The sequence below is a fragment of the Chimaeribacter coloradensis genome, from assembly GCF_002858715.1.
Classification (GTDB): Bacteria; Pseudomonadota; Gammaproteobacteria; order Enterobacterales; family Enterobacteriaceae; genus Chimaeribacter; species Chimaeribacter coloradensis.
On the sequence record NZ_PJZH01000002.1, the window covers coordinates 304,520 to 319,080 of the forward strand.

Annotated in this window: 16 protein-coding genes and 1 tRNA gene; 6 read left to right on the top strand and 11 right to left on the bottom strand. The window is 62.7% G+C overall.

Features of this window, described 5'->3' with window-relative positions:
• Nucleotides 1-23 precede the first annotated feature (23 nt).
• Nucleotides 24-434 (top strand): Cu(I)-responsive transcriptional regulator, encoded by a 411-nt coding sequence (cueR, locus tag CYR32_RS03685; RefSeq protein ID WP_101822687.1) that lies wholly within the window; start codon nt 24-26, stop codon nt 432-434.
• A 29-nt stretch (nt 435-463) separates the two neighbouring features.
• Here the strand turns inward: cueR and CYR32_RS03690 are convergent, their stop codons facing one another.
• The 5 genes from CYR32_RS03690 to tesA all read right to left on the bottom strand — a co-directional run bounded on the left by CYR32_RS03690 (nt 464) and on the right by tesA (nt 4,401).
• On the bottom strand, nt 464-919 hold the full coding sequence (locus CYR32_RS03690) for an NfeD family protein (protein WP_101822689.1): 456 nt from the start codon (nt 917-919) through the stop codon (nt 464-466).
• 2 nt (nt 920-921) lie between these two features.
• Nucleotides 922-1,827 carry an SPFH domain-containing protein gene (locus tag CYR32_RS03695; RefSeq protein ID WP_101822691.1) on the bottom strand — a complete coding sequence of 302 codons (906 nt, stop codon included), beginning with the start codon at nt 1,825-1,827 and terminating at the stop codon, nt 922-924.
• A gap of 200 nt (nt 1,828-2,027) precedes the next feature.
• A complete protein-coding gene (locus CYR32_RS03700) occupies nt 2,028-2,885 on the bottom strand; it encodes a co-chaperone YbbN (RefSeq protein ID WP_101822693.1) in 858 nt (285 codons plus the stop codon).
• Nucleotides 2,886-2,957: 72 nt separating this feature from the next.
• Nucleotides 2,958-3,737: an SDR family oxidoreductase gene (locus tag CYR32_RS03705; RefSeq protein ID WP_101822696.1), complete on the bottom strand. Its 780-nt coding sequence runs from the start codon at nt 3,735-3,737 to the stop codon at nt 2,958-2,960.
• Between the two features lie 28 nt (nt 3,738-3,765).
• Complete coding sequence (tesA, locus tag CYR32_RS03710) at nt 3,766-4,401, bottom strand: multifunctional acyl-CoA thioesterase I/protease I/lysophospholipase L1 (protein ID WP_165698177.1); 636 nt, start codon at nt 4,399-4,401, stop codon at nt 3,766-3,768.
• Between tesA and ybbA the strand changes: the two genes are divergently transcribed.
• Together ybbA and ybbP are read left to right on the top strand one after the other, a co-directional pair.
• Nucleotides 4,372-5,058 (top strand): putative ABC transporter ATP-binding protein YbbA, encoded by a 687-nt coding sequence (gene ybbA, locus CYR32_RS03715; RefSeq protein ID WP_101822700.1) that lies wholly within the window; start codon nt 4,372-4,374, stop codon nt 5,056-5,058. The two genes, tesA and ybbA, sit on opposite strands and share 30 nt — an antisense overlap.
• Complete coding sequence (ybbP, locus tag CYR32_RS03720; RefSeq protein ID WP_101822702.1) at nt 5,055-7,487, top strand: putative ABC transporter permease subunit YbbP; 2,433 nt, start codon at nt 5,055-5,057, stop codon at nt 7,485-7,487. Before ybbA ends, ybbP begins: the two co-directional genes overlap by 4 nt.
• 59 nt (nt 7,488-7,546) lie before the next feature.
• Here the strand turns inward: ybbP and purK are convergent, their stop codons facing one another.
• Together purK and purE are read right to left on the bottom strand one after the other, a co-directional pair.
• Entirely contained in the window at nt 7,547-8,611 is a 1,065-nt protein-coding gene (gene purK, locus CYR32_RS03725; RefSeq protein ID WP_101822704.1) for a 5-(carboxyamino)imidazole ribonucleotide synthase, read from the bottom strand.
• Nucleotides 8,608-9,117, bottom strand: coding sequence for a 5-(carboxyamino)imidazole ribonucleotide mutase (purE, locus tag CYR32_RS03730; protein ID WP_101822706.1), 510 nt, complete (start codon nt 9,115-9,117; stop codon nt 8,608-8,610). The genes purK and purE overlap by 4 nt, the downstream gene beginning before the upstream one ends.
• Before the next feature lie 177 nt (nt 9,118-9,294).
• Here purE and CYR32_RS03735 point away from each other — a divergent pair, with 177 nt between their 5' ends.
• Nucleotides 9,295-9,906, top strand: coding sequence for a MiaE family protein (locus tag CYR32_RS03735; protein WP_101822708.1), 612 nt, complete (start codon nt 9,295-9,297; stop codon nt 9,904-9,906).
• A gap of 1 nt (nt 9,907) precedes the next feature.
• Here CYR32_RS03735 and lpxH read toward each other — a convergent pair whose 3' ends face one another.
• Both lpxH and ppiB read right to left on the bottom strand, forming a co-directional pair.
• Complete coding sequence (gene lpxH, locus CYR32_RS03740; protein ID WP_101822710.1) at nt 9,908-10,630, bottom strand: UDP-2,3-diacylglucosamine diphosphatase; 723 nt, start codon at nt 10,628-10,630, stop codon at nt 9,908-9,910.
• A gap of 15 nt (nt 10,631-10,645) precedes the next feature.
• Complete coding sequence (gene ppiB / locus CYR32_RS03745) at nt 10,646-11,140, bottom strand: peptidylprolyl isomerase B (protein ID WP_101815686.1); 495 nt, start codon at nt 11,138-11,140, stop codon at nt 10,646-10,648.
• A 254-nt stretch (nt 11,141-11,394) separates the two neighbouring features.
• Between ppiB and cysS the strand changes: the two genes are divergently transcribed.
• On the top strand, nt 11,395-12,780 hold the full coding sequence (cysS, locus tag CYR32_RS03750) for a cysteine--tRNA ligase (protein WP_101822712.1): 1,386 nt from the start codon (nt 11,395-11,397) through the stop codon (nt 12,778-12,780).
• A gap of 80 nt (nt 12,781-12,860) precedes the next feature.
• Here cysS and ybcJ read toward each other — a convergent pair whose 3' ends face one another.
• Nucleotides 12,861-13,073 (bottom strand): ribosome-associated protein YbcJ, encoded by a 213-nt coding sequence (gene ybcJ / locus CYR32_RS03755; RefSeq protein ID WP_101822714.1) that lies wholly within the window; start codon nt 13,071-13,073, stop codon nt 12,861-12,863.
• A 74-nt stretch (nt 13,074-13,147) separates the two neighbouring features.
• Complete coding sequence (folD, locus tag CYR32_RS03760; RefSeq protein WP_101822716.1) at nt 13,148-14,014, bottom strand: bifunctional methylenetetrahydrofolate dehydrogenase/methenyltetrahydrofolate cyclohydrolase FolD; 867 nt, start codon at nt 14,012-14,014, stop codon at nt 13,148-13,150.
• 256 nt (nt 14,015-14,270) lie between these two features.
• Between folD and CYR32_RS03765 the strand changes: the two genes are divergently transcribed.
• Nucleotides 14,271-14,347, top strand: a tRNA-Arg gene (locus CYR32_RS03765).
• Nucleotides 14,348-14,561: the final 214 nt, after the last annotated feature.

Below are 14,561 nucleotides of genomic sequence, written 5' to 3' on the forward strand. Positions count from 1 at the left end.
CAGGAAGGTCAAGGGGCAGCAGAATGAACATCAGTGACGTGGCGAAAAAAACCGGCCTGACCAGCAAGGCGATCCGGTTCTACGAAGAGAAAGGGCTGGTGACCCTGCCGGCGCGCAGTGAGAACGGCTACCGCAGTTACAGTGTAAAACATATCGAGGAATTGACGCTGCTGCGCCAGGCGCGGCAGGTGGGCTTTACGCTGGACGAGTGCCGCGAGCTGCTGGCGCTGTTCCATAACCCGGATCGCCACAGTGCGGATGTCAAAGCCAAAACGCTGGAGAAAGCCGCCGAGATTGGGCGGCACATTGAGGCATTGCAGGAGATGCAGACAAGGCTGCTGGATCTGGCGGCGCAATGCCCGGGGGACGCGGGGGCGAACTGCCCGATCATCGATAACCTGACCGGCTGTTGCCACCCAGCACCCCGGGCGTGATGCGCCGCGCAGCGGCACCTACAGAGTGGTCAGCGCGGCATGACCGGGCGCACCTCGAGCGTGATGCCCTCCACTGCCACCACTTCGACCTCATCGCCCGGCTGCAACGGCTGGGCGCAATGCATCCGCCAGCTGCTGTCACCGATGCGGATACGGCCATAGCCGTCCTGCAAAGGCGCATGCAGGGTGGCGCGGGTGCCGATCAGCTGCTCACCGCGCCGGTTAAGCCGCCGGGCCGGGTAGCCCGCCGGGCGGCGCGAAAGCCAGTACCACCAGCCGCCGGCCGCCAGCAGGGTCAGCAGGGCGAAGAGCAGCGCCTGTGACTCCCAGCCCAGCGGCAGCAGCCACACCAGCAGCCCGGTCAGCATCGCGGCCATGCCGCTCCAGAGCAGGTAACCGCCCGCTCCGAGCATCTCCGCCACCAGCAGCAGGCCGCCCAGCGACAGCCAGACCCAATGGGGGTGAATCACCAGCGTCTGCCACATGGTTATTTTCCTTTGGTTTCGCCCAGTAACTCCGCGATGCCGCCAATTGAGCCCATCAGGCTGGTGGCATCCACCGGCATCATGATCACTTTGCTGTTCGGCGCTGAGCCAATCTGTTGCAGCGCATCGGTGTATTTCTGTGCCACGAAGTAATTCACCGCCTGAATATTCCCGGCGGCGATGGCGTCAGAGACCAGCTGGGTCGCCTGCGCTTCCGCCAGCGCCGCACGTTCACGCGCTTCCGCCTGTAAGAAGGCGGACTGGCGCTCCCCTTCGGCTTTCAGGATCTGGGACTGCTTGTCCCCTTCAGCACGCAGGATCGCCGCCTGCCGCACCCCTTCCGCCTCCAGAATATAGGCGCGTTTGGTGCGTTCCGCCTTCATCTGCGCGTTCATGGAGTCGATCAGCTCCGCCGGTGGGCGCACGTCGCGGATTTCGATACGGGTGATCTTGATGCCCCACGGGTTGGTGGCCTCATCCACAATCTGCAACAGGCGGGTGTTGATGTTGTCACGCTGGGAGAGCATTTCGTCCAGCTCCATCGAGCCGAGCACGGTGCGGATGTTGGTCATCGTCAGGTTCACAATCGCCAGCTCCAGGTTGCTCACCTCATAGGCGGCACGCGCCGGGTCGATCACCTGAATAAAGCAGACGGCGTCAATCGAGACGTTGGCGTTGTCGCGCGAAATGATCTCCTGCGAAGGAATGTCCAGCACCTGTTCCATCATGTTGATCTTACGGCCGATGCGGTCCATAAACGGCACCACCAGGTTCAGGCCGGGCATCAGCGTTTTGGTGTAGCGGCCAAACCGCTCCACCGTCCACTGGTAGCCCTGCGGCACGGTTTTCACCCCGGCAAACACAATCACCAGCGCCAGCACCACAATAATCGGAATCACGGTAAACATAATTAACTCCTGTACGTCAGTCCTGAGAATCGAAGGCGAACCCCTTTCGCCTTAACCGGCGGATCATGAACCTGATAGGAATAAGGGGCAAGAAACCCGCAGGGGGAGGTGGAAAAAGCAGAAAAAGTGCATAAGAAAAGGGAAGGAAAGGGGGGAGCCGGCCAGAACAGCCGGCTCCGGGATAATAGACCGGGGCAGAATCAGTAAAGCAGTGAATAGAGCTGGCGGCGGTATTTGGCAGCCAGCGCGTCACCGGTGCCCAGCGCCGCAAGGATGTCCATCAGCGTTTTGCGTGCGCCGCCGTTGGCCGCCGCCAGATCTTTCTTCAGGAAGCCCATCAGCAGCTCCAGCGCCTCTTCATTGCGCCCGACCTGATGCAGTTGCAGCGCCAGTTTCAGCGCCAGGTCGGCGTCGTCCGGGGTGTCGGCCATCTGCTGTTGCAGCAGCTGGATCTCCGGGGTGTCCGCGGCCTGTTTCAGCAGCTCAATCTGCGCCACCAGCCCCTGGTAACGGGTGTCGCGGTCCTGCAACGGCACCACCGCCAGCACCGCTTCCGCCTCATCACTGCGGTTCAGCTGTAACTGGGTTTCCGCCAGCAGGAAGCCGATCTCGCTGTTCTGGTTGCTGAGCTGCCACGCCTCTTTCAGCAGCGGCAGCGCCTCGTTGTAACGGCCCTCCTGCATCAGCTCCGCCGCTTCGGCGGCCTTCAGCTCTTCCGGCTTCGGCAGCACTTTTTCCAGCAGCGCGCGCACCGCCTCTTCCGGCTGCGGCCCCTGGAAGCCGTCTACCGGCTGGCCCTCTTTGAACAGATAGACCGTCGGGATGGAGCGCAGGCCAAACTGCGAAGCGACCATCTGTTGCGCATCACAGTCCACTTTTGCCAGCACAAACTGCCCGGCGTACTCGGCGGCCAGCCGGTCGAGCAGCGGGGTAAGTTGCTGGCAGTGCTGGCTGCGTTCAGACCAGAAATAGAACAGCACCGGGACAGACATCGACTGTTCCAGCGTCTGGTGCAGGTTGGCTTCGGTAATCTCTACAACTGTGGCTTGTGCTAGCATGGCATTCTCTCTCATCCGTTTTAACGGTAGATGGGGGCGGCCTGTGGCACTTCAACCCCCCGGTCCGGTGATTTAGCCGCCGCTGCCGCGCAGCAGCACATCCAGCATCCGCCCCGGCAGCACCCGGCGCAGGACGCCGAGCGCATACGCCACCAGGGTCACCGGGTAGCGCAGGCGGGCTGACGGGCTCTCTAAAGCATGGCGCAATTTGGGCAATACCGCCTCCGGCGGCAGGGTGAAACGTGCGGCAATGCCCGGATTTTTGACCGGCTTATCGTGTTGCGACTGGTTGACGTTCTGGGTGAAGCGGGTGCTCAGCGGGCCGGGCTCAATCAGGCTGACCTGAATGCCGGTGCCGTGCAGCTCCATGCGTAAAGTGTCAGACCACGCCTCCAGGGCATATTTGCTGGCGGCATAGGCCCCGCGCCCCGGGGTGCTGACCAGCCCCATCACTGAACTGGTCTGGATGATGCGCCCCTCGCCGTGCGGCAGCATCGCCGGCAGCAGGCGCATGGTAAGCTGGTGGACGCCAAACAGGTTGCTGGCAAACTGCCCCTCGAGCTGGCGGCGGCTCAGGGTATTCAGCGGGCCGTAGACGCCGAACCCGGCGTTGTTGAACAGGCCGTAGAGCCGGTTGCCGGTCAGCGCAATCACCTCATCAGCAGCGTGGTCCACACTCGCCGGGTCATCCAGATCCAGCGCCAGGCTCTCAAAACCGAGCTGGCGCAGGTTGCCGACATCCTCCTCTTTCCGGCAGGCCGCCAGCACCCGGTAGCCGCGGTTGCGTAACTCCTGGGCTGCAATCAGGCCGATGCCGCTGGAGCAGCCGGTAATCAAAACCGCTTTTTGCATAACTTTACCTGTCAAAAGGCCCTATTTCTCAAGACGCATGATTTACTAAAGGATTCAGGCGTTCAGCCATCCAACCGGCGATAAAGGGTTGGGCATCCCGGTTCGGGTGGAGGCCGTCCTCCTGCATCCATTGCGGCTTGATCGCGACCTGTTCCATGAAAAACGGCAGCAGCGGCACTTTGTATTGCGCCGCCAGCGCCGGGTAGATCGCGTAAAACGCATCGCCATAACGACGCCCATAGTTGGGGGGCAGGCGGATCTGCATCAGCAACGGCTGGGCATCCGCCTGTTTCACCAGGGTAATGATTTTGCTCAGGGTCTGCTGAATATCCTGCGGGGCAAAGCCGCGCAGGCCATCATTTGCGCCCAGCTCAATCAACACCCAGCGCGGCCGGTGCTGTTTCAGCAGGGCAGGCAGGCGCGCCAGCCCCTGGGCGGCGGTGTCGCCGCTGATGCTGCCGTTCACCACGTCCGGCGCGCCAGGAGAGGCGCGCCACTGGTCAGCCAGCAGCGACGGCCAGGCGCGCTCCAGCGGAATGCGGTAACCGGCGCTTAAACTATCGCCTAAAATCAACAGGGTATCGGCAGCGGCTGCCCGTACACTGAATACGCCCAACAGCAAAAGGAAGGGAAGATGCCAGCGGAAAACGTTCTTGAAGTTCATCATCTTAGTAAACACGTCGGTCAGGGTGAGCACAGGCTTTCCATCCTTACCGGAGTTGACCTGCTTGTCAAACCCGCGCAGACCCTGGCACTGATCGGCGAGTCCGGCTCCGGCAAGTCAACGCTGCTCGGCATCCTGGCCGGGCTGGATGACGGCAGCGAGGGAGATGTGCGGCTGCTGGGCCACTCCCTCTCCTCGCTGGGGGAGGAGGGGCGGGCCGCGCTGCGGGCGCAGAATGTCGGCTTTGTGTTCCAGTCCTTTATGCTGGTGCCGACGCTGAATGCGCTGGAGAACGTGCAACTTCCGGCGCTGTTACGCGGTGACAGCGAGGCAAAAAGCCGCGAACAGGCGGTGCAATTGCTGGAGCAACTGGGACTGGGGCAGCGGCTGACCCACCTGCCGGCGCAGCTCTCCGGCGGCGAGCAGCAGCGGGTGGCGCTGGCGCGTGCCTTTATCGGCCACCCGAAAGTGCTGTTTGCCGATGAGCCGACCGGCAACCTCGACCGCCAGACCGGCGACCGCATCGCCGATCTGCTCTTCTCCCTGAACCGCGACTACGCCACCACGCTGATTCTGGTGACCCATGACGCCCAGCTGGCGGCACGCTGCCAGCGGCGGTTACGGCTGCGTGACGGCAAATTGCAGGAGGAAGCATGATCTGGCGCTGGTTCTGGCGCGAATGGCGCTCCCCCTCGCTGCTGATCGTCTGGCTGGCACTGACGCTGGCGGTGGCCTGTGTGCTGTCGCTCGGCACCCTCAGCGACCGGATGGAGAAAGGGCTCAGCCAGCAGAGCCGTGATTTCCTGGCGGCTGACCGGGTGCTGCGCAGCGCCCACCCGGTGCCGGAGGGCTGGCTGCTGGAAGCGCGCCAGCAGGGGCTGACCCTCAGCCAGCAGATGACCTTTATGACCATGACCTACGCCGGTGACCGGCCGCAGCTGGCCTCGGTGAAGGCCACTGACGGCGCTTACCCGCTCTACGGCACCCTCCAGACTGACCCGCCGGGGCTGCGGGTGACGCCCGGGTCGGTGCTGGTCGCGCCGCGGCTGCTGGCGCTGCTGGATAAGAAAGTCGGGGATGCGCTGGACGTGGGGGATGCCACCCTGCGCATCGCCGGGGTGATTGTGCAGGAGCCGGACGCGGGCTTTAACCCGTTCCAGATGGCACCAAGGCTTATCATGGACATCAGCGACGTGGCGAAAACCGGCGCGATCCAGCCCGGCAGCCGCCTGACCTACCGTTACCTGTTCGCCGGAAGCCCGCCTGATTTAGAACGCTACGGCGACGCCCTGAAGCCGCAGCTCAAGCCGGACCAGCGCTGGTACGGGCTGGAGGAGTCGGAGGGGGCGCTGAGCAAATCCCTGCAACGCTCCCAGCAATTCCTGCTGCTGTCAGCCCTGCTGACGCTGCTGCTCTCAGTGGCGGCGGTGGCGGTGGCGATGGGCCACTATTGCCGCAGCCGCTATGACCTGATCGCGGTGCTGAAAACCCTGGGGGCGGGGCGGCGCGCGCTGCAAAAACTGATCGTCGGGCAGTGGGTCTCGGTGCTGCTGCTGGCGGCGCTGGCGGGCAGTGCCATCGGCAAGCTGTTTGAGCTGGGGCTGCTGCGGGCGCTGGCCCCCGTGCTGCCGGCGCAACTCCCGGCGGCGGGCGGCTGGCCGTGGCTCTGGGCGCTGGGCGCGCTGGTGATGATCTCCCTGTTGATCGGCCTGCGGCCCTACCGGCAACTGCTGGCGACCCAGCCGCTGCGGGTGCTGCGGCGGGATGCGGTCTCCAACGTCTGGCCGCTGAAATATTATCTCCCGGCGGTGCTGGCGGTGGTGGTGGGCCTGCTGGCGCTGTTGGTCGGCGGCAGCCGCCTGCTCTGGTCGCTGCTGGCGGGCATCCTGGTGCTGGCGCTGCTGCTGGGCGTGATTGGCTGGGGCGGGCTGCTGCTGCTTAAGCGCCTCACGGTGCGGCAACTGGCGCTGCGGCTGGCGGTGAACCGCCTGCTGCGCCAGCCGTGGGTGACGCTGAGCCAGCTCGCCGCCTTTTCGATGTCCTTTATGCTGCTGGCGCTGCTGCTGGTGATGCGCGGCGATCTGCTGGATCGCTGGCAACAGCAACTGCCGCCGGAAAGCCCCAACTTCTTCCTGCTGAACATGACGCAGGATCAGCTCCCCCCGGTCACCGCCTTCCTGCAACAGCATCAGGTGCAGCCCTCCACCTTCTACCCGGTGGTACGGGTGCGGCTGACCAAAATCAACGACGAGGTGGCGACGGAGCGGGTGAAAGAGAGCGACCCGGGCGGCGAGGCGGTGAGCCGCGAGCTGAACCTCACCTGGCAGAAAGATCTGCCGGCGCATAATCCGCTGGTGGCCGGGCAGTGGCCGCCGAAAGCGGATGAAGTCTCGATTGAGCAGGGCGTGGCTGACCGGCTCGGGCTGACGCTGGGCGACCGCGTCACCTTCAGCGGCGACACCCAGGACTTCTCCGCCACCATCAGCAGCATCCGCAAAGTGGACTGGGAGAGCCTGCGCCCCAATTTCTACTTTATCTTCCCGCCGGGCGCGCTGGATGCGCAGCCGCAGACCTGGCTGACCAGCTTCCGCTACCACGGCGACAGCCGGATGCTGACCCAGCTTAACCGCCAGTTCCCGACCCTGAGCCTGCTGGACATCGGCGCGATCCTCAAGCAGGTCGGGCAGGTGCTCTCCCAGGTGAGCCGGGCGCTGGAGGTGATGGTGGTGCTGGTGATGGTGTGCGGCACCTTGCTGCTGCTGGCGCAGATTCAGGTCGGGATGCGCCAGCGGCGGCAGGAGCTGGTGGTCTACCGCACATTAGGCGCGGGCAAACGGCTGCTGCGCGGCACGCTCTGGTGCGAGTTCGCGGTGCTGGGGCTGGTGGCGGGCGTGGCGGCGGCGGTCGGCGCGGAAGCGGCCCTGTGGCTGTTGCAGACGCAGGTGTTCGACTTCCCGTGGGAGCCGGATGTCATGCTCTGGTGGCTGTTGCCGCTGCTCGGTGCGCTGCTGCTGTCACTGTGCGGGGGCTGGCTGGGCGTGCGGCTGCTGCGGGGCAGGGCGCTGTTCCGGCGCTATGAGGGGTAAACCGTAAGGAAATGGCGCGCCCCGGCTTCCGCATCACAGGGAAGCCGGGGCGCGGCCCGTCATAGTTTGGCCTGCGCCCACGCAATGCCGCTGTGGTACTCTTCCGGCAGCAGCGGGATCAGGTCAGCCAGCGTCTGCGCGATCAGCGCCGGGTCTGGATCGCTGAGGTTGAGGTGGCCAACTTTACGCGCCGGGCGTACCTCTTTCTCATACCAGTGCAGGTTGACCAGCGGCAGGCTGAGCCAGTGCGTGTTCAGTTCCGTGCCGATCAGGTTCACCATGACCGACGGCGTGCTCACCACCGGCACCGGCAGCGGCAGGCCGAGGATGGCCCGCAGGTGCAGCTCAAACTGGCTGATCGACGCGCCGTTCTGCGTCCAGTGGCCGCTGTTGTGGACGCGTGGCGCGAGTTCGTTGATCAGCAACCCGTCTTCCACCACAAAGCACTCCATCGCCATCACGCCGACATACCCCAGCTCCTGCATGATCGCCGAGAGCATCGCCTCGGCCTGCTGTTGCCGGGCGGCATCCGGCACCGGCAGCGCCACGCTGGTACGCAGGATGCCCTCCTGATGCAGGTTATGCGTCAGCGGGTAGAACACCATGCGGCCGTCATGGCCGCGTGCGCCCACCAGTGACACCTCACCTGAGAAGTTGATCCCCTGCTCGACGATGCACTCGCCGTAGCATTCGTCCGGCAGGGTATGCGCCTCGTCGGCACGCAACCGCCACTGGCCGCGGCCGTCATAGCCGCCGACGCGGCGTTTGACGATCGCCAGCTCACCCAAGGTCGCAAACACCTGCGGCCACTCCTCTGCGGCGGCCAGCAGCTGCCACGGCGCAGTGGCCAGGCCGAGCTGGTCCAGCAGCTGCTTCTGCGTCAGCCGGTCGGCAAGGCGCGGGAAGATGTCGCGGTTAACAAACGCCGGGTGCCCGGCCAGTTCACGGGTCAGTGCCGTCTCCGGCCAGCGCTCAATTTCGGCGGTGATCACGCTCTGGCGGAACGGCACTGCTTCCGGCTCGGCGTCCAGCCCCACCGGGTAAACCGCAATGCCCAGCGGCTCCCCGGCCTGGCGCAGCATCCGGCCCAGCTGGCCGTTGCCCAATACACAAACCGGCTTCATGCCTCCTCCCGCGGGTCAGGGTTGTTCAGCACGTCGTCGGTCTGCGCCTGACGCCACGCCGCCAGGCGCGCCGCCAGTTCCGCATCATGCAGCGCCAGGATCTGCGCCGCCAGCAGGGCGGCATTAGCGGCCCCGGCCTTGCCGATCGCCAGCGTGCCGACCGGGATGCCGCGCGGCATCTGCACAATGGAGTAGAGGCTGTCTACGCCGCTCAGCGCCGCGCTCTGCACCGGCACACCCAGCACCGGCACCAGCGTTTTCGCCGCCAGCATCCCCGGCAGGTGCGCCGCGCCGCCCGCGCCGGCGATGATCACGTCAAACCCGTTGGCGGCCGCCTGCTCTGCAAAGCTGAACAGCTTGTCCGGTGTGCGGTGGGCCGAGACCACTTCAACGTGAAACGCGACATTCAACGTGGTGAGGATTTCAGCGGCAAACTGCATGGTAGCCCAGTCACTCTTGGACCCCATGACGAGGGCGATTTTTGCCGGGGAAAGGTTGGATGACATGCCTGTAATGCTCCTGTGAATATGCTGGCGTCGCCAGAGCGGTTGTATCTGGCGGAGAGGGCGCAAATAATAGCATGGCAAACCCGCAAGGAAAACGGTTGCGTCGGTGCCGGATGCGGGGAAAACCGCGGGGAACAGGTATACTCGCCCCAAAACCCTTACGCAGGACACGACGTTATGTATGAGAACCTTCTGGCCCCGATCCACGCCTTTTTACACTGCACCACCCCGGCGCGCTGGATCGACGTGGCGCTGACCCAGCAGGATATTTTGCTGATTGACCACGCCAACTGCGAAAAGAAAGCCGCCGCTTCCGCCATGGCGCTGATGACCCGCTACCTCGACCGCACCGAGCTGCTGATCTGCGCCGCCCGGCTGGCGCGTGAGGAGCTGCACCACTTCGAGCAGGTGGTGGAGATCATGACCCGGCGCAATGTGGCCTATACGGTGCTGTCGCCGTCGCGCTACGCCAACGGGCTGCTGAAACATGTGCGCCATCAGGATGAGCGCGGGCTGCTGGTGGACAGGCTGATCATCGGGGCCTATATCGAAGCGCGCTCCTGCGAGCGTTTCGCCGCGATCGCCCCGCATCTGGATGAGGAGCTGCGGCGTTTCTACCTCTCGCTGCTGCGATCAGAAGCGCGCCACTATCAGGATTACCTGTCACTGGCGCAACAGTATGCCGGGGAGGCGATTACGGAGCGGGTCGAGGAGCTGGGGCGGATTGAAGCGGAGCTGATTATGGCGCCGGATGAGCAGTTCCGCTTCCACAGCGGCGTACCGGCCTGAGTCAGAACGGGAAGGTGATGAGATCCACCCCGTGGGCGTTGACGGCCACCATCGATCCTTCCTGATGCCAGGCTCCCAGCACCGCGCGGTGCGCGTCGCCGCCCAACAGGGCGAGGGTGTGGATCGCCGGGCGGTGGGTGTGGCCGTGGATCAGCCAGCGCACCTGATGGCGGCGCATCGTGTCCGACACGGCCAGCGGGTTGACGTCCATGATCGCCAGCGATTTCTGCTGGTTCGCCTGTTGGCTGTCGGCGCGCATTTTCCCGGCAATCTTCAGCCGCAGGCGCAGCGGTAACGCCAGGAAGATTTTCTGTATCAGCGGGTTGCGCACTTTTTTGCGGAAACGCTGGTAGCCTTCGTCATCGGTGCAAAGGGTGTCGCCGTGCATAATCAGCACCCGGCGGCCGTACAGGTCCAGCACCTGCTCTTCGGGCAGCAGCGTCATGCCGCTGGCGCGGGCAAAACGGCGGCCAAGCAGGAAATCGCGGTTGCCGTGAATGAAGTAGCAGGGCACGCCGCTCGCTGACAGCGCCTTCAGCGCGGCGGCGATCTCCGCGTGCAGCGGTTGCGGGTCGTCGTCCCCGATCCAGGCCTCAAACAGGTCGCCCAGAATGTAGAGGGCGTCGGCCCGGCGCGCTTCACCGGCCAGAAAACGCAGAAAACCGGCAGTAATTGCCGGTTCCTGTTCGCTCAGATGTAAATCAGCGATAAAGAGGGTGGTCATGCCGCAGGGCTAACCTTACTCGCTGACGGTAACGCTGGTGATCACCACATCTTCTTTCGGCACATCCTGGTGCATGCCGCTGCGGCCGGTCGGTACTGCTTTGATCTTGTCAACCACGTCCAGACCTTCCACCACTTCAGCGAACACACAGTAGCCCCAGCCCTGCGCGTTTTCACCGCGGAAGTTCAGGAAGTCGTTGTCCACAACGTTGATGAAGAACTGGGCAGTGGCGGAGTGCGGGTCGTTGGTACGGGCCATCGCCAGGGTGCCGCGGGTGTTTTTCAGGCCGTTGTTGGCTTCGTTATTGATCGGCGCATCGGTCGCTTTCTGCTTCATGCCCGGCTCAAAGCCGCCGCCCTGAACCATAAAGCCGTTAATGACGCGGTGGAAGATGGTGTTGTCGTAAAACCCTTTACGGCAGTAGTTCAGGAAGTTTTCAACGGTAGCCGGCGCTTTGTCTGCGAAGGTGTTGATGACGATGTCACCGTGATTAGTGTGAAAAGTAACCATAATAATCCATCCTGCTTAATGAGAGGTGTGCGCCGCGAGGCGGCCCGCACAATAGAGGGCTTTTATAACATAAACCGGCGGCGGGCGTCAGCAGCGGGAGGTTAAGCAGGTTTGCTGATATGCTTATGCAAGGGAGACCGGCCGGTTGTTGCAAACACCCGGCGTTCAGGGTTCAATACGCCTTTCGGTGAGGATCCGCGGGATTTTCTCACCCTTTGTTTACCAACCACACATGTAAACCATGGAATGACCTGATGCTGAAGATATATAACACCCTGAGTCGCCAAAAAGAGGAATTCAAGCCTATTCATGCCGGAACCGTCGGCATGTACGTGTGTGGTATTACCGTTTACGACCTCTGTCACATCGGCCATGGCCGGACGTTCGTTGCCTTTGACGTGGTGGCGCGCTACCTGCGTTACAGCGGCTACCGCCTGAAGTATGTGCGTAACGTCACGGACATTGATGACAAGATCATCAAACGCGCGAATGAGAACGGCGAAACCAGCGACGCCCTGACCACCCGGATGATCGCCGAAATGCACGCCGATTTCGACGCGCTGAACATTCTGCGCCCGGACGAAGAGCCGCGCGCCACCCGCCATATCGCGGAGATTATTGAGCTGGTGGCACAGCTGATCGCGCGTGACCACGCCTATGTCGCCGCCAACGGCGATGTGATGTTTGCCGTCGACAGCGACCCGGATTACGGCCTGCTGTCACGCCAGGATCTGGAGCAGTTGCAGGCCGGCGCGCGCGTGGAAGTCGCTGATGTCAAGCGCAACCCGATGGACTTTGTGCTGTGGAAGATGTCCAAGCCGGGCGAGCCGAGCTGGCCGTCGCCGTGGGGTGAGGGGCGCCCGGGCTGGCACATTGAGTGCTCGGCGATGAACAGCAAACAGCTCGGCCACCACTTTGACATCCACGGCGGCGGCTCCGATCTGATGTTCCCGCACCATGAGAATGAGATCGCCCAGTCCACCTGCGCCCATGACGGCCCCTACGTCAATTACTGGATGCACTCCGGCATGGTGATGGTAGACCGCGAAAAGATGTCCAAATCACTGGGCAACTTCTTCACCGTGCGCGACGTGCTGGCCTATTACGACGCCGAAACCGTGCGCTACTTCCTGATGTCCGGCCACTACCGCAGCCAGCTCAACTACAGCGAAGAGAACCTGAAACAGGCACGCACTTCGCTGGAGCGCCTCTACACCGCGCTGCGCGGCACCGATGCCTCCGCCGCACCGGCCGGGGGCGAGGCGTTTGTCGCCCGTTTCCGCGAGGCGATGGATGATGACTTCAACACGCCGGAAGCCTATTCCGTGCTGTTTGATATGGCGCGTGAAGTGAACCGTCTGAAAGCGGAAGAGATGGCGGCGGCCAATGGGCTGGCGGCAGAGCTGCGCCACCTGGCGGGCGTGCTGGGCCTGCTGGCGCAGGAGCCGGAGCAGTTCCTGCAGGGCGGGGCGCAGGCGGGGGATGATGACGTGGCGCAGATCGAAGCGCTGATCAAACAGCGTAATGACGCGCGTGCGGCGAAGGACTGGGCAATGGCGGACTCCGCCCGCGACCAGCTCAACGCCCTCGGCATCATTCTGGAAGATGGCCCGCAGGGCACCAGCTGGCGCCGTAAGTAACACTTATTGTGACCGGCAAAAAACCGGCACAAAAAAAGGCGACGCAGAAGCGTCGCCTTTTTTATGGCAGAAGCCACGGGTCAGGGTTTGACCACCACAGTCGCGCCGTCAAACTCAACCTGCTGATCCGCCAGGATTTTGCAGCGTTTGCGGGTTTCTACCCGGCCATCTACTTTCACCAGCCCGTCGGCGATCACCGCTTTTGCCGCGGCGCCGCTTTCGCACCAGCCCTGGAATTTCAGCAGATCGCACAGTTCAACGTGCGGGTGGTTGTCGAGATTAAAAATGTCCATCGTGTTCCTGACTTAACGCGCCTGGCGCGTAAAAAATACATGGGTGCGCCGCCCTGTGGGCGGCCGCATAAGGCTTAACCGACGTTATTGTCGTGGTATTCCTCGCAGGCCTGCAAGGTATTTTGGATCAGGGTAGCGACCGTCATCGGGCCAACGCCGCCCGGCACCGGCGTAATAAAGGCCGCGCGCTCAAAAGCGGCCTCATAATCGACGTCGCCGACCACTTTGCCGCTCTCCAGCCGGTTGATGCCGACATCGATCACGATGGCGCCCGGTTTGATCCAGTCACCCGGAATGAAATTCGGCTTGCCGACTGCCACGACCAGCAGGTCGGCGTTCTCCACATGGTGGCGCAGGTTTTTGGTAAAACGGTGGGTCACGGTGGTGGTGCAGCCTGCCAGCAGCAGTTCCATGCTCATCGGGCGGCCGACGATATTGGATGCGCCGATCACCACGGCATTCAGGCCGAAGGTATCGATATTATAGCGCTCCAGCAGCGTCACGATGCCGCGCGGGGTGCAGGGGCGCAGCTTCGGCGCACGCTGGCAGAGGCGGCCGACGTTATAAGGGTGGAAGCCGTCGACGTCTTTGTCCGGGTGGATGCGCTCCAGCACTTTCACATTATCGATGCCGGCCGGCAGCGGTAACTGCACCAGAATGCCGTCGATGTCGCCGTCGTTATTCAGCGTATCGATCAGCGTTAACAGCTCTGCCTCGGAGGTGCTGGCCGGCAGATCGTAGGAGCGGGAGAGGAACCCCACCTCCTCGCAGGCGCGGCGCTTGCTGCCGACATAAATTTGCGAGGCGGGGTTCTCACCCACCAGGACAACTGCCAGCCCCGGCGCACGTTTGCCGTCCGCCAGACGCTGTTTCACACGCGCTGCAACTTCGCTTCGAACCTGCTGCGCAATCGTTTTACCATCAATAATTGTTGCTGCCATCAGTGGGAGAGTCCATCAAAAGTAATTATGCAGGGGAATGGTGCTATTTTGTCAGAAGCGGGGCGCGCTGTCAGGCGCTGTGTCGAGATAAAATCGCCGCAAGCCACGGAGGCCGCGCCGCAAAAGGTGCCATATCCCATTGAGTTGTACATGGATTCAGCGCCCGGCGGGATAACGGTGTGATTTCGTTGACTCACCGGGGAGGGTGCGTATAATTCGAGCCCACTGCCGCGCACCGGCAGCCGCATCCCCCAATGCGCCCTTAGCTCAGTTGGATAGAGCAACGGCCTTCTAAGCCGTAGGTCACAGGTTCGAGCCCTGTAGGGCGTGCCATTCAGTATCAGGCGATTACTATTCCTTATCCTATTCATCCTTTTTTGAAAAAATAAAATATTTTGATGTATAAAGCTGCAAGCTGATGAAGAAAACATTCATGTTTGTGCGTTTTGTTAATTTCAAATCATCTGGTAGTAATATATAAAGGCAGCATTCTTTAGTGAGAGCAGCAGATTAAAATGGGTATAATAAATGTGGTTAAATTAATTAA

Coding starts and splice junctions, on each gene's coding strand:
- folD (WP_101822716.1), bottom strand. CDS start 14,014: ATGGCAGCAACAATTATTGATGGTAAAACGATTGCGCAGCAGGTTCGA.
- ybbP (WP_101822702.1), top strand. CDS start 5,055: ATGATCTGGCGCTGGTTCTGGCGCGAATGGCGCTCCCCCTCGCTGCTG.
- tesA (WP_165698177.1), bottom strand. CDS start 4,401: ATGAACTTCAAGAACGTTTTCCGCTGGCATCTTCCCTTCCTTTTGCTG.
- ppiB (WP_101815686.1), bottom strand. CDS start 11,140: ATGGTTACTTTTCACACTAATCACGGTGACATCGTCATCAACACCTTC.
- CYR32_RS03690 (WP_101822689.1), bottom strand. CDS start 919: ATGTGGCAGACGCTGGTGATTCACCCCCATTGGGTCTGGCTGTCGCTG.
- CYR32_RS03735 (WP_101822708.1), top strand. CDS start 9,295: ATGTATGAGAACCTTCTGGCCCCGATCCACGCCTTTTTACACTGCACC.
- CYR32_RS03695 (WP_101822691.1), bottom strand. CDS start 1,827: ATGTTTACCGTGATTCCGATTATTGTGGTGCTGGCGCTGGTGATTGTG.
- CYR32_RS03700 (WP_101822693.1), bottom strand. CDS start 2,885: ATGCTAGCACAAGCCACAGTTGTAGAGATTACCGAAGCCAACCTGCAC.
- CYR32_RS03705 (WP_101822696.1), bottom strand. CDS start 3,737: ATGCAAAAAGCGGTTTTGATTACCGGCTGCTCCAGCGGCATCGGCCTG.
- cysS (WP_101822712.1), top strand. CDS start 11,395: ATGCTGAAGATATATAACACCCTGAGTCGCCAAAAAGAGGAATTCAAG.
- lpxH (WP_101822710.1), bottom strand. CDS start 10,630: ATGACCACCCTCTTTATCGCTGATTTACATCTGAGCGAACAGGAACCG.
- cueR (WP_101822687.1), top strand. CDS start 24: ATGAACATCAGTGACGTGGCGAAAAAAACCGGCCTGACCAGCAAGGCG.
- purK (WP_101822704.1), bottom strand. CDS start 8,611: ATGAAGCCGGTTTGTGTATTGGGCAACGGCCAGCTGGGCCGGATGCTG.
- purE (WP_101822706.1), bottom strand. CDS start 9,117: ATGTCATCCAACCTTTCCCCGGCAAAAATCGCCCTCGTCATGGGGTCC.
- ybbA (WP_101822700.1), top strand. CDS start 4,372: ATGCCAGCGGAAAACGTTCTTGAAGTTCATCATCTTAGTAAACACGTC.
- ybcJ (WP_101822714.1), bottom strand. CDS start 13,073: ATGGACATTTTTAATCTCGACAACCACCCGCACGTTGAACTGTGCGAT.